The sequence below is a fragment of the Wolbachia endosymbiont of Wiebesia pumilae genome (assembly GCF_017869285.1).
In the GTDB taxonomy this organism is placed as follows: Bacteria; Pseudomonadota; Alphaproteobacteria; order Rickettsiales; family Anaplasmataceae; genus Wolbachia; species Wolbachia pipientis.
Genome location: NZ_CP054557.1, coordinates 1,164,969 through 1,179,456 on the forward strand (window position 1 = coordinate 1,164,969; position 14,488 = coordinate 1,179,456).

11 protein-coding genes and 1 pseudogene are annotated in these 14,488 nt (G+C 35.0%); 4 read left to right on the forward strand and 8 right to left on the reverse strand.

Features of this window, described 5'->3' with window-relative positions; translation table 11 throughout:
• Window positions 1-4: 4 nt before the first annotated feature.
• On the forward strand, window positions 5-1,510 hold the full coding sequence (gene secD / locus HUB92_RS06120; RefSeq protein ID WP_209472721.1) for a protein translocase subunit SecD: 1,506 nt from the start codon (window positions 5-7) through the stop codon (window positions 1,508-1,510).
• A gap of 16 nt (window positions 1,511-1,526) precedes the next feature.
• On the opposite strand, the gene HUB92_RS06125 is transcribed toward secD, so the two are convergent.
• Entirely contained in the window at window positions 1,527-2,312 is a 786-nt protein-coding gene (locus tag HUB92_RS06125) for an enoyl-ACP reductase FabI (RefSeq protein ID WP_006280349.1), read from the reverse strand.
• 233 nt (window positions 2,313-2,545) lie between these two features.
• Between HUB92_RS06125 and HUB92_RS06130 the strand changes: the two genes are divergently transcribed.
• From HUB92_RS06130 to HUB92_RS07315, 3 genes and pseudogenes are all read left to right on the forward strand, one after another.
• The gene (locus tag HUB92_RS06130) at window positions 2,546-3,361 is read left to right on the forward strand and encodes a PAS domain-containing protein (RefSeq protein WP_010962355.1); all 816 of its coding nucleotides are present in this window, start codon (window positions 2,546-2,548) and stop codon (window positions 3,359-3,361) included.
• 62 nt (window positions 3,362-3,423) lie between these two features.
• On the forward strand, window positions 3,424-4,596 hold the full coding sequence (locus HUB92_RS06135; protein WP_209472723.1) for a porin: 1,173 nt from the start codon (window positions 3,424-3,426) through the stop codon (window positions 4,594-4,596).
• A gap of 170 nt (window positions 4,597-4,766) precedes the next feature.
• Window positions 4,767-5,844 (forward strand): annotated as a pseudogene (locus HUB92_RS07315) (IS3 family transposase).
• Window positions 5,845-5,892: 48 nt separating this feature from the next.
• On the opposite strand, the gene HUB92_RS06155 reads toward HUB92_RS07315, so the two are convergent.
• The 7 genes from HUB92_RS06155 to HUB92_RS06180 form a co-directional block, all read right to left on the reverse strand.
• Window positions 5,893-7,296 (reverse strand): NAD(P)H-dependent flavin oxidoreductase, encoded by a 1,404-nt coding sequence (locus tag HUB92_RS06155; RefSeq protein WP_138265073.1) that lies wholly within the window; start codon window positions 7,294-7,296, stop codon window positions 5,893-5,895.
• A gap of 90 nt (window positions 7,297-7,386) precedes the next feature.
• Window positions 7,387-7,587 (reverse strand): hypothetical protein, encoded by a 201-nt coding sequence (locus HUB92_RS06160; protein ID WP_209473407.1) that lies wholly within the window; start codon window positions 7,585-7,587, stop codon window positions 7,387-7,389.
• Window positions 7,588-7,645: 58 nt separating this feature from the next.
• Entirely contained in the window at window positions 7,646-8,233 is a 588-nt protein-coding gene (gene coaE, locus HUB92_RS06165; RefSeq protein WP_006280338.1) for a dephospho-CoA kinase, read from the reverse strand.
• Between the two features lie 295 nt (window positions 8,234-8,528).
• A complete protein-coding gene (locus HUB92_RS06170; protein WP_010962422.1) occupies window positions 8,529-9,707 on the reverse strand; it encodes a ribonuclease D in 1,179 nt (392 codons plus the stop codon).
• 37 nt (window positions 9,708-9,744) lie between these two features.
• The gene (locus HUB92_RS07010) at window positions 9,745-9,879 is read right to left on the reverse strand and encodes a hypothetical protein (protein WP_010962423.1); all 135 of its coding nucleotides are present in this window, start codon (window positions 9,877-9,879) and stop codon (window positions 9,745-9,747) included.
• Window positions 9,880-10,590: 711 nt separating this feature from the next.
• Complete coding sequence (gene mutS / locus HUB92_RS06175) at window positions 10,591-13,086, reverse strand: DNA mismatch repair protein MutS (RefSeq protein ID WP_209472725.1); 2,496 nt, start codon at window positions 13,084-13,086, stop codon at window positions 10,591-10,593.
• Between the two features lie 274 nt (window positions 13,087-13,360).
• The gene (locus HUB92_RS06180; protein WP_209472727.1) at window positions 13,361-14,167 is read right to left on the reverse strand and encodes an ankyrin repeat domain-containing protein; all 807 of its coding nucleotides are present in this window, start codon (window positions 14,165-14,167) and stop codon (window positions 13,361-13,363) included.
• Between the last annotated feature and the right edge of the window lie 321 nt (window positions 14,168-14,488).

Below are 14,488 nucleotides of genomic sequence, written 5' to 3' on the forward strand. Positions count from 1 at the left end.
ACTTATGTATAACAGACTTATAGTCAAATCTTTTTCAGTATTATGCATCTGTTTATTTGCTTTATACATAACACTGCCAAATTTCTTTGATAATAAGCTTTTTATTTCGAAAAGAAGAATAAACTTAGGCCTTGACCTGAAAGGAGGGGCATCTTTGCTTTTAAACATAGACTTAGACTTCTATTTTAAGGAAAAGCTAAGCATGCTAGCTAACGAAATAAAAGAGACATTGCTAACAAAAAATATTGAATCTAACGTACAAAATAGCGTTATAACTTTAAATAATATTGATGATTATAAAAAAGCATCTGTGTTGATTAATGCGATAAATCCAAATTTAGAGCTAAATAGAAAAGATTCTTCGATTCTCATTTCGTATAAACCCCATTATAAAAATTCTTTGATCAGTGAAGTAGCTGCAGAATCAATAAACAATGTCCAGCGCCGTTTGGACAAACTTGGCACAAAGGAAGTCAGCGTTCAAAAACAAGGGCAGAATAAAATATTAGTGCAGGTGCCTGGAGTAGAAGATACCAAGCAGATAAAATCTCTGCTTGGCAAAACTGCTAAGCTAGCTTTTCATTTGGCAAACACTAACATAGCCAAGGTGCAGGATATAGACCATGAAACCACTGTCATGCTCAAGGATTCTTTAGGTAATTCTTATCCAATATTCCGCAAAACTGAAATAGGTGGTGATTCGCTGGTTAACGCATCAGTTAGATTCGGCAATTTAGGTAAACCGACAGTGCATTTTAAATTTGACAGTATAGCGAGTAAAAGATTCGCGAAAATCACTAAAGAAAATGTAGGAAAGCCTTTTGCAATTGTTCTGGATAACACAGTTTTAACAGTACCTACAATACGTGAGCCAATTTTAAATGGAGAGGGAGAAATTAGCGGTAATTTCACTGAAAAACAAGCAAGCGAACTTGCAATACTTTTAAAATCTGGAGCACTGCCAGCACCACTTAAAATAATTGAAGAAAAAAACATTGGCCCAAGTCTTGGAGAAGAATCAATAAAGGCAGGGGAAATGGCAGCAACAATCTCTATTATAGCCGTGGCTTTATTTATAATCATCACTTACGGCAAATTAGGTGTATTGGCCTCTGTTGCACTTTTTTCTAATGTAGTTCTTATATTATCAATTCTCACTCTGCTTGAAGCAACTCTAACTTTACCTGGAATTGCCGGTATTGCACTTACTGTTGGTATGGCGGTGGATGCAAATGTTTTAATATTTGAGCGAATTCGTGAGGAAATCAAATCTGGCAAGAGAGTGGAACGTGCTATTGAAGAAGGGTTTAAAAACGCTATAAAGACAATACTGGATTCAAATATCACTACATTAATTGCTGCAGGAATAATGTTCATTATTGGCAGTGGAGCAATAAGAGGCTTTTCTGTCACTCTATCAATAGGAATTTTATGTTCGATGTTTTCTGCAATCACAGTCACAAAACTCCTGATAGAGTTGTGTATGAACCCGAAGGAACTAGCGCTTTGAATTAAGGATTTAGATCTCAGTCAACCACCTTCATTCCCACAACGTTATATCCTGAATCAACGTGCAAAATTTCTCCAGTAGTGCCACTACTTAAGTCGCTTAATAAGTATAACGCTGCCTTGCCAACATCCTCTATTGTAACATTGCGTCTGAGCGGAGAGTTATTTCTATTCCATTCTGATATGGAGTGAAAATCGCTTATTCCAGAAGATGCTAAAGTTCTGATTGGACCAGCGGAAATTGCATTTACTCTGATATTTTGTGGCCCGAGATCACATGCTATATATTTTACACTTGCTTCAAGTGCCGCTTTACATAAACCCATAACGTTATAATTTGGCATAACTTTTTCAGCGCCATAATAAGATAAAGTAAGTAAACTACCACCATTTGACATCATTTTTTCAGCCCTTTGCGCTAAAGCAGTAAAAGAATAGCACGATATATGCATTGCATTGAGGAAGTTATCCAGTGAAGTATTGACATATTTACCATCTAACTCATTTTTATCGGAGAATGCTATTGCATGCACCAAAAAGTCAAGAGTACCCCATTTTTTCTCTATTATTTCGAAAGCGTTATCTATGATTTTTTCATTTGAAACGTCGCAGTGTAATATTAGCTCCACATTTAGTTCATCTGCTATTGGTGATAGTTTTTCTTTTATTATTTCATTCTGGTAGGTGATTGCAAGTTCTGCTCCGTGCTCTGAGAGAGTTTTTGCTATACCGTATGCTATTGATCTCTTATTTATTATTCCGGTTATTAATCCCTTTTTGCCTTGTAATAGACTTGTCGTCATAGAACTATCTGTTTTTTTATAATTTGGAATATTAACTAGGTAAAGTCAAGATATCACTATGTTTTAAAATATTTTTTGCAGTAACTTGAAGTCTATAAACAGTAATCTTGATTCTTTTACAACAAAGCCATTCCATATGACATTCTGCCTATACCCAATTAAGCATATTAATAAGTAAGTAAATCTTAATATAATCTTATTATACTTATAAATACGCTGTATAGAATGAAAGTATGGATGATTTCATAACTGCAAGAAGAAAAGATGATGCTGTGGTATCTGTTTGTCAGGATAATAAGAAAAAAAACGTGTTAATTTTAGGGCTCAATCAAGTTGCAAGGGATTTGTTAAAATATGAAGAGAAGAATTTGCTTAATAAGCCATTAATTAATATCTTAAGCACAAGAGCAGCTGACAACGTGAAGAATTATTTAGAGTATACCGAAAATGGACACGATTTACTTGATATACTACCTAAAGTGATAGATTTTTCCTTAATTGATGCTAAGGGAGAAGATATCAGGACAAAAGTAAAAGTTTTCCGCACTGCACAATTTGCCAGTAATAAAATAAATTATGAGCTATTAATACGTGATATCAGTTTGTCCCATAAACTAGGAATCTTTAGAGATAAATATCTAATGGGTAAAAAATATAAAAACCATGACTTATTCGATATACCGGGCAATGAGTCCACTATTCTAGAGTTATACGTTATATTAAATTTTGCCTTTCAACATCAAATTAATGCAGCTATAGGAGTGATTGGCTTAAATAGTAGCTGTAGTGAGACAAATAATGCACTGAAAGTTATCATAGAACATTTTTATAAAAATTGCCGTAGTGATGATTTTCTAGGGTATATTGATGAGAATAAAGTGCTTTTTGTTTTGATTAACTGCGATGTAAAAAGTATATCTAAAATAATTAATCGTATACATTCTGCCATTAATAAGCAGTTATTAAAGCGAAAATTACCAAGTGTATCAATAATTTATGGGAATATAGCTCAAAAACAGGCAGCAAAATCTACCAGCGGTGCCTTCTGAAAAGTTGTTTTTTATTTATATTGAGTTTAAACTTAAATTTTTATAAAGATTTAAGTTTATTTATGAAGTTAAAGTACTACCTGGTAGCACTGCTTTCATCATTGTTTTTGCAGAATAGTGCTAGCTCTAAAACAATTTTGGATAAGGAAATATTTTATGCAGAACTAGACGGAAAAATAGATTTGAGATTCGGCTACGCCTTCAACAGAGATTCTTTCAATGCTAAGCCTAAGGATAAAACTTCAAGTTATTCATACTTGCGCTTTCTTTATTTACAGCAAGTTTATCCAAATACTCAAATGGGGGTTAATGTTAAGGCAGGGGTTTCTGGTATTGCAAACCTAAAAGCGTTAGACATAGAAAAGTTAGACATGGAGGAATGGTATTTTATCATAAAAAACCAGGAACTTGGATCAATTGAATATGGTAAAAGAAGTTTAGTTGGTCAGAGCATGTTAATTAACACTTCAAAAATTTATGCAGCTGCTGGAGGAGTAAATGGTCATTGGACAAACTATGCAAATTTGCGCGGTGATCATAAAAAAGATGGTGACCCTGGATATGATCAAGACAAGGTGTTCTGGGTCAAGCCCAATATTTATAGCGATTATAATGAACTCGAACTAGGGTTAAAACAATCATCAATTAACTACATCTCCCCTGAAATCTATAACTTTCAACTCGGATTCAGTTATGTTCCAGGAAAAAATAACTTACAGTACAGCAATTTAATTGCTGCTGGCCTTTCCTATAAAAACAGCTTGTCAGATGATATAGGTTTTACTACTGCCTTAACTGGTAAATTTGCAAGAGAAAATTTAACTGATTGCTCAGATGGAACTTCTAAAAATTATGAATGCCGTAATCAATTACTGCACTGGAATTTTGGTTTGAAGCTAAAATTGTTCGATCTTGATTGCATTTTTTCGTATGGTAATGGTGGTAAATCTGGTGAGAAGCGTAATCCTGAAATAAATAATACGTATTATATGAATGCAGGTATCGCTTACCATTCTGATTCTTACAAATCAAGCTTAACATATTTTAGTAGTGGTAGGGATATTGCAGGCGAAGGTACAAACGAGTTAACATCATATGCTTTAAGCCTTGAAAATTCTCTTTTTTTAGGTACTTCATACTATTTCGATATTGTAAAGTTTAGTACAAAAGAGCCTAAAATAGAAAATAACAACTCTGGTTATGTGTTCTTGGCTGGACTGAAATTAAGTTTTTAATATTGCCTCCTTCCAACACTCTTTTCTGTTATCCAAGGTAACCGTTCACAGATTTCCACTTAATTTTTCAATCTCACTCATGGAGAGGCCAGTAAACTGACCTTACCCAGAAAAAGTGGAGAGAAAGAAAAGAGTTTTTTTGGGTAAAATAAAATTTTGGAGGATTAGAAATGGTAAGAGAATATACGGCAGAATTCAAATTGGAAGCTGTTAAACTGGCAAATGAACAAAGAAAGGCAGGTCAAACAATTACAAAAATAGCAAGAGATTTAGGAATAAAGGGTGGTTTATTAGGAAAATGGATAAAGAAACACAACGAAAAAAAGTCAGCGGCAAATGCATTTCCAGATGTAGCACCTTATGACAAAGAGAGGTTTGATTTACAAAGCAAGAGTAACAAGGGAAAGAGACATTTAAAAAAAAGCCCTGGCCAGTCAAAAAGAGTAAAATATTTTTTTATATAGTAACTGCTATAAAGTACAGGAATTATGTAGGATTTTCTGCTAGTGGCTACTATAAGTGGACCACAAGAAAAATAAGCAGTAGAGAATCAGCAAATAAAGAGCTACTCGAAGCTATTCAAAAAATATATCAAGTTTCTAAATGTAGATATGGAGCTCCTAAAATTCATGCTGAATTGAAGGCTTTGGGTAAAAGTTGCAATTTGAAAACGGTGCAAAGTATTATGCAGAAAAATGACATCAGGGCTATACTGAGAAGAAAGTTTAAAATTAAAAAACAACAAACAGATAATAGAGCTGTAGCTCCCAATATACTAGATCAAAACTTTATTGTTGATCAACCAAATAAAGTATGGGATTACTTACATCAAAACCAAGGAGGGATGGCTATATTTGGCAGCAATAATTCTCACGTATGGTAGTTAATGAGTAGTGCAATAAATAAACAATTGGTTATGAACTCTTTATTAATGGCCATTAATAGGCGTAAACCTGTTAAAAATCTACTGCTGCACAGTGACCAAGGTTCACAATATACTGCGCAAGGGTATCAATATCTCTTAGCTGTAAAGAATATAGATGAGTAATAAAGGCTGTTGTTACGACAATTCTGTTGCAGAAAGCTTCTTTAGCTCATTGAAAAGAGAAATACTTATTGATACTTCACAACACTCTGCTCAACACACTAGAACTGCAATATTTGAATACATAGAAATTTTTTATAACAAACAACGTCACTATTAACTATTGCATTCCAGAACAATTTGATGCATCATTCTTTTTGTAAAAAACATTCCACACTTTCTCTCCACTTTTTCTGGGTAAGGTCACTGACTCAATACCCAGTCAATATCCTTTCCACCAGTTCTTTTACTGCCGGTACGTAGCCATTCTCATAAAATGGATCTTGCTTAAATTTGTACACATTGTGCCCGGAAAACATGAGTTCGTTCTCAATATCACCATCGTGTATAACGTTTTGCAGTGTTTTTTGTATGCAAAAACTACGCGGATCTGGCTTTCGTCCTGTTGAATGGTCACCATGATCTTTCCAATTGCTAAACAAACAATGGCTCAAACATCCCATACAATTGATTTGATCTTCTCTTATTTGTTTAAATTTATCTGGCGTCACAAAAATAACAGTTGAATCTGGGGTTTTCATTGCTTCTGTGTACCCTGCTTTAGTCCATGTATTTGCCAGTTCTTTGTCTTTTGCAGTAAGGTAGATCTTCCTACCTCTGCTACCCATTGCAAATTCACTATTGGATTCTTCGCTGGCATTTTCTGAAAAATTTACTTGATGTAATTTTCGTTCCTGTAACTCACGTATAAAATTATTCCTCACCGCAGATGAGTAAAACCCTGTTGGACTGAATTTATTTAAAAATACATCACCTTCTTCTAAAGTGAGTAGCTTCTTTTTCCACTCTGCAGAAATTGGGCTTTCTTTCGTCAAAAGTGGACGAGTGCCAAACTGAAAAGCTATTGGTCCAATTTGCAGATTGTCAAACCAATGTTCCCAATCTTTCAAATGCCACACTCCTCCTGCCATAACAATTGGTGTTTCTGAAAGACCGATCTCGTTCATGAAAGATCTAAGCTCTGCAACTCTTTCAAATGGAGCCTGTGGTAGCTCTGGGTCTTCACTGTTACTCAGTCCATTGTGCCCTCCAGCAAGCCATGGATCTTCATACACTACTCCACCAAGCAAATAGGAAGATATTCTTTGGTAAGCACGCTTCCATAATGCTTTAAAAGCACGCACCGATGAGATAATAGGGTAATAATAAACCTGATATTTAGCTGCAATTTCTCCAAGCCTATAAGGCATACCAGCACCGCAGGTAATACCATGAATCAAACCTTTCGCTCCTTCTAATATGCCATGAAGTACGCGTTCTGCTGCTCCCATCTCCCAAAGTACATTCATGTGTATTCTTCCATGACCTTTTGATATTTCATTTGCTATTCTTGCCTGACTAATTCCAGCTTCAATACTATACTCAATCAATTCACTATGCTTTTCATTTCTTGTTTTGCCTTTATAAATTAGTGGCACTAACTCGCCATTATCATCAATAAGCTTAGCATTTGCACCAGAAAATGTACCCACAGCATCTGCTGCAGCAAATGCTCCGCTTGATCTCCCATCACTAACTGCAATGCCTTTACCACCTTCGATGATTGGCCACACTTCCTTTCCTGAAATTACTATCTTTTTTATCTTATTTTTCAAAACTTCCTCGCAATCTTTCACTCTATTTTACTTAATTACTAAAAAAATGATAGCTGTTTATTTTTTCTTGTATCATTAAAGCTTCTGTAGCTACTCATGCTGTTGTAGTTTGAGAGCAGTTCCCATCGGAAGGGTGTCATTCCAGTGCTTGACACTGGAATCCAGTTTTTGATCAAAAATGTTGCTATAGTGCACAATCAATTTTCCTGGATCCCAGTGTCTGGGCACTGGGATGACACCATAGGGGGCTACTTGGATGACAGGGGAGGGAGGCTGCTGGGATCCTGACAACCGTCATCCCGCTGCTTGTTAGCGGGATCTAGAGATACCGCGGCGGTATGACGTAGAGCTACGTGTTTAGGTTTAATGAATCCACTATATCTTTTACTTGAGAAAAAACATACTCTTTGCTTACACTGGTATCGATAATAAAGTCACTCATCTTCCTTTTCTCCTCAATAGATAACTGAACATCGGAGATTAGATTAAGCTTTTCTTTATCTATGTTGCGTTCGTTAAGTCTTTGAGCTTGCACAACGCTATCTGCATGAACAAAAACAATAAGGTCGCAATATAAATAAAATTTTGTTTCTAATAGAAGTGGCACATCTAAAACTAAAAGTTTTCTATCGATCTTTTTTTCCTTGGCAATAAAAAATTCTAATTCACGCAGCACAGCAGAGTGAACCAAAGATTGAAATTGTTTCCAATTTTCATCGTAGGCTAAGAAATATTTAGACAGTACTGTTCTATCTATTTCACCATTTACTACCACTCCAGGAAAATTTTTCTCTGCATAACTTATTATGCTTTTATCCACTTTATAAAGTTGGTGTACAACAGAATCAGCATCAAATACAACAGCACCAAACTCTTGAAAGCAATTAGCTACAAAGCTCTTTCCTACCCCAATTCCGCCTGTTAGACTTATAATCATATAACAAAATACATTCGACTTCTTTTGAAACTATAGCTAAGGTTTCTCTATATATATTAACTAGATTTTCTAGATCTCAGTGTCAAGCACATAACTATACGAACATTGCAATTTGTAGGTGGTGTTATTCCAGTCTGGAATCTAGCTTTTATGTTGTATAGTGCACAATCAATTTTCCTGGATCCAAGTAGTCAGGGCTACTTGGATAACACCCTACTTAACCGTCATACCGCCGCGGTATCTCTTAGCCACTAACACGTAGCGGGATGACGATTGTCGATAAATCTAAGTTACTTTAGCAACAGTTATTCTCCACTAAATTACTCTGAATTTTGGTTATATTATTTGCGGATTTCACTGCTGAAATCTCAAATTTTGAGCTTGTGTTCAAAAATGATTCAACTGACCTGCCAAAAAAATCATATCTCCATCCCTTGAATAATTTATCTGTCTGTCCAGATATTGACCCGGTTAACTCATCTTTTGAAGAAACTAATTTCCTTGATATGTTACTTTCTTTACATTTACTATCTAAAATAATTGAGAGTATATCAAGTACAGATTTGTCATAATTACTCGATAAGGTGTTGTTTTGCTGCATCCAATTTCTCTCATTTTCATTAAAAATATTCACAAACTCTAGTAAATCCGCATCTTTTATATTTTTTGTATTCCTCTTGAGATCATCTAAAATCTCATCAACATGCTCTACATTTTTTTCAATAAAATCAGCTATTACAGCATTATTGATTATTTTATTACGGTTCATATTATAGCGCTGTGCTAAGGTTTCTTGCCACTCACTAACTGCTTTAACAGTTAGTATCAATCTTGGATTTACTTCATAATTAAATTTAATCCTCTTCCATGCATCTTTTGGGCTATGTAAATACTTATTTATATCAACTATTGATTCCATCTCTTCTTGAAACCAACCCATCCTATTATTTTCTTCAAGTTTATTGCACAATATTTGGTATAGGTCATATAGGTGTACCACGTCGTTTACTGCATAATCTAACTGATCTTCGGACAACGGACGCCTTAACCAATCTGAATTTTTAGCTTTAATTTTATCCAGTGCTATTCCTTGATATTGCTCCACTACTTTTGAGTAACCAATAAAGTCATGATAATAATGACAAAACATAGCAGCAACTTGGGTATCAAAAATGGGAGTGGGAATACATTTAAACACAGTGAGTAAGGATTCTATATCCTGCCGGCAGCTATGAAACACTTTGGTTATCCCCTGATTTAGCATTATTTTCTTAATGAATGATAAATCAATTTCTGGCACTAATGCGTCTACAATAAAACTCTTCTCTCCGTAAGAAATTTGAATTAACGATAATTTTGGGTAGTAGATTAAATTATTTCTAATGAACTCCGTGTCAACTGCTATAAATTTCGGCTTTTTTGCTATTAACTCTTCACATGTATTCTCCAGTTCTGATGTTGTACTAATTAGCATATATTTTTTATTCAGTGGATTTATTTTATAATTTATATTAAATTTTTGCAATTAATGACTTCTTGCAGAACTTTCTATCACTCATTGGCATCACACAAATAGCCTTTTCCATCCCAATCCCAGTGCTTCCTTCTCCTGTCATCCCAGTGCCCTGACTACTTGGATCTAGCAAGCTTTGCTTGCAAATAAGTCTAATACGCGTCGCGTTTTATGCCAAAACACAATTGGAGTTACATGCAAAATAGATCCCAGACTGGGATGACAAAAAAAGGAGCACTGGGATGACAGCAGTCCTACGTCATACCGCCGCGGTATCTCTAGATCCCGCTAACAAGTAGCGGGATGACGATTGTCGTTTAGCTATAAATATTAAGAAATTTACCAAATAAAAAAAAAGGCAAAAGAAGCCCTGGGGTTATTATCCGCTTTAAAATATTGGCGTTTTTTATGTTTTAAACGCTTGACAAGCAAGATTAAGCTGCTTTTAATTGCAACTAACTTACGCTGCAAATGTTTAAGAAATTTACTAAGCAGAAAAAAAGACAAAGAATCCCCGAGTTAGCTAGTCTTTTACTATCTCTGTCGAGTATTGGCATTTTTTGATGTCTTGTAACGCTTTATAAGCACGTTCAGCTTATTTAGATAAAAATCTAGATGTAGATGAAGTTTTGTAAAGACATACAGTATCTATATACTACAAAAAATTGAACATAAGACGCCGATACATTAAGTAATCCTTACCTTTTAATCTGCAGATTGGCGAAAGCAAATACAATAGCTTCACTATCATGATAAGGGAGCTGGCGAAGGGTGTCAAGTAAGTTTTTCGTTTCTATAGCTACTACCACGATTGTATAGGTAATTCTTCACTTATAATAATGATTCAAGCCTTCAGCTCCTCAAACACTTCACTTGCTCTATTTAAAACAGAATCAGGAAAACCAGCAAGTTTTGCTACATGTATTCCATATGACTCATCTGCAATGCCTTCAATTACTTCATGTAGAAAAATAACCTCTCCGTTCCACTCTCTTATTTTTACACAAAAACATTTCACGTTCTTCAAGTATTTGCTTACTTTAGTTAATTCATGATAATGAGTTGCAAAAATGGCGCGGCACTTATTTACATTGTGAATATGTTCAATCACCGCCTGTGCAATAGATAATCCATCATACACCCCTGTGCCCCTACCAATTTCATCAAGTATCACCAAGGAACGGTCCGTTGCCTGATTTACTATCGTTGCTGTTTCGATCATCTCTACCATGAAGGTAGAATAACCAGCTGTTATATTATCCGTTGCGCCAACCCTGCTGAATATCTTGTCAATCACTCCAATATGTGCACTCTCTGCTGGCACAAATGACCCCATGTGAGCTAAAATTGCAATGAGAGCGTTTTGCCTCAAGAAAGTGCTTTTTCCAGCCATATTAGGACCAGTAATTAGATGTATACCAGCTAAATTGATGCTATTTGCAATGAATTTATCGTTAACTTCAACCACTGGATGTCTTCCGCTACAGATATTGAACTCTTTGCTGTCATCAATAATGGGTTTTACGTAATTATTTTGCACTGCAAGCTCTGCAAATGCGGTTCTAATATCAAGTTTTGCCAAAGCATTTGCAGCAAGAGCAATTTTTTCAGATTCTTTAGCGACTTCACTACACAGTTCACTAAAAATTTTCATTTCTAAGCCGATTGCAGCATCACGTGCCGTAAGAATTTTATTTTCTAGTTCTTTCAATTCATTAGTAGTGTAGCGCATGCTATTTGCTAAGCTTTGCCTATGAATAAATATATCCGAAGTTATTTTGTGATTTGCCGACACTTCAACGTAATAACCAAGTATGTTGTTGTGTAATATTTTGAGTGCGGCAATGCCAGTAAGATCGCGATAAGATTCACGGAGCTTAGTTACCAACTTGTTACTGTTGTTCAATATATAAGATAACTCAGATAATTCTGAGTTGTATTTTGAGTGAATAAATCCTCCTTCTTTCACGGAACTGAGGTTATTATCGAGTATAGCACTATTTAACAGTTCAAATAGGTCTTTATGATTGCCAAGGCTTTTATGTATTGTGCTTAGTTCACTCTCGTCTGATTTTACTGTTATTCCAGCGCGTGACGCTGGCTGGATCTCAGTTTGGATGACATATTGTTGTGGGAGAGATCCATTTTCACCTGATTCAATTTTACATAAGAACTCAGACAATTCTAAAGTCTTTCCTAGGCCTATTTTCAATAGGTTCATATCCTTTGGTGAACCACGCCCTAGTATTAAGCGCGATAAAGACCTTTCAATATCCGGAATGTTAGATAATATCTCTCGTATTTTTCTGCGTGAATCATGATTATTTACAAAAAATTGAGCGGTGCTGAGCCTCAAATTGATTGCCTTGGAGCAAGCAAGGGGTGAAGCGAGCATTTGTTTGAGCAGGCGTCCACCAGAAGCTGTAACTGTATGATCAATAACTGAAATTAGTGAACCTTTCTTTTCACCAAATTGAGTTGAAAACAACTCAAGATTTCTCCTTGCTGAAGCATCAATAAGCATGAAATTTTGTTGCTTATAGGTTTTTGGGAATTCAAGCCTTGGAATAGAGCCCCTTTGTGTTACTCTGACATATTCAAGCAGCGCACCACACGCCATGATTTCTACTTTGCTGAAATTTCCTATACTCCCAAGTTCCCTGATTTTATAAAACTCGCATAATGTTCTGTGAGATTTACTATACTCAAAAAAGCTCTGTGCGTGTTGCGTAATTGATATTTTATAATTTTTTAAAATCGATCTAATTTTTTCATCCTCAGTGAATTTTTCAGAAATTAATAATTCTCTTGGTGATATACGCAATAAATCACTATCTAGAGCTTTCAAACTCGTTAAAGTGTGAAAAAATTTTCCCGTCGATAATTCAAGCCAACTAATAGCATATTCGTCATTTTGTTCAACTATGGATGCGAGATAATTATTGCTTTTATCCTCCAGTAGTGAATCTTCTATAATTGTACCTGGAGTTACAGCTCGCACTACATCACGTTTTACTATGGATTTATAGCCCCTCTTTTTTGCTTCATCAGCAGTTTCTAATTGATCACAGATTGCTACTTTGAATCCTAAATCTATTAGCTTGTGCAGGTAAGATTCACTACTGTGTGCTGGCACTCCACACATTGGTATTTCTTGCCCACACGAATTACCTCTCTTAGTGAGCACTATATTCAGCAATTTCGCAGCTTTAATAGCATCATCGAAAAACAATTCATAAAAATCTCCTAGCCTATAAAATAGCAGATGATCTTTGTATTGAGCTTTCAGGTTCAAATACTGCTCCATCACAGGGGTGTTTTTTTCTTTTACGAAGCTCATAATATTTTTTAATATATTGTATTGATAAACGTTATTATAGATTATATTGCACATGTGAATAACATAAATTTTAAATAGGTGTATAGAGGGGAAAATTTAAAACAATTAAATTTCTTGGATCCAAGTAGTCAGGACACTTGGATGACATAAAGAGTAGGAGTATTTGATGACAAAAAAACAAAAACACAGTTGTCATTCCAGCGCGTGACGCTGGAATCCAGAATATCCTAATTACAAGGTTTATTATTTAGTTTGAAAAATACTATAGCTTTTTCTATGTAAGTTGTGGCCCCTTTTTACCATTTGCGACAGTTGTATCATCAACAGATATTTCAGAGCTAACAGTGCTAATAGTTTTTTCTATCGCTTTAGCCTGTTCATAGTCTTGACTCAAAAAATACATGGCCAGTCCAATAGCTATACTAGCAACAAGAGAAGATGCTATCATTACACCTAGTATCATACCACCAGAAAGACTTACTGCAACACACACACCAGCTCCAAGTACAACACCAAGAAAACCACCAATTATTACGCCAGGCACCAAACTGCCTACCATAGCACTTTCTTTTTTCGTATTAGCTTGTTTTTTCATACTTTGAATAAGCACTTCTTTTGTTTTTCCCTGAGCTAAATCTGAAGGAATTTTATTATCCGCGTTTTGTATCAAAGGATTTGCACTATATGTAACAAGCAGGGTGGTTATTTCTTCAGTTTTATTACCTATAACTGCATGATGTAGTAATGTATTTCCCTCTTCATCTTTAAAGTTTATATGAGTACGAAATTCTTCATCTAGATTTCTTATTGGGTTGTTTTTTGCATATATCCCAGATTGTATTGCTCCATCTAAGTATTGTATTACTTGTTCTAGTGATTGCTCGCCAGGATTTTGTATAAAATGAAGCAGAATTTCGTGTACTATCGCTTCCTTTGTAGTTTGTGGGCATTGTAAAGCGTAATTAAATGTCTGTGTAGTAATAACTTCTTCTTTTCTTTTTTTAAGAACAACCCTTAAATCTTCAATCGCCTTTTCACCATCTTTTATTCCAAGAATTATTGAATCCAAATTATTTATCATGCTATCCTCCTTGGTTTGATTGCATTACTCATTAATAAATAATATAATAAATCCTGCTAAAAGTCAAGCAATTAATTAATAAGTTAATATAATCCTCCAAAAGGAGCTCCTTACTTTTTGTTCAGCATGTCCATTGGATCAGACTCTTTAAGCTTGCTGTTTGCTGAATTTATTCATCGCAATAGCTACAATGTGCTATCGAAGTTCTCTGTAATCTTAGTTGGTTCTTCTAGAATATTCAAAATATCAGTTGCACAATAAACCCGATCTCTCTTTCCTTGAGAAGTTTGTGAAACGATGCCTAAATCTTCAAGCTTTACG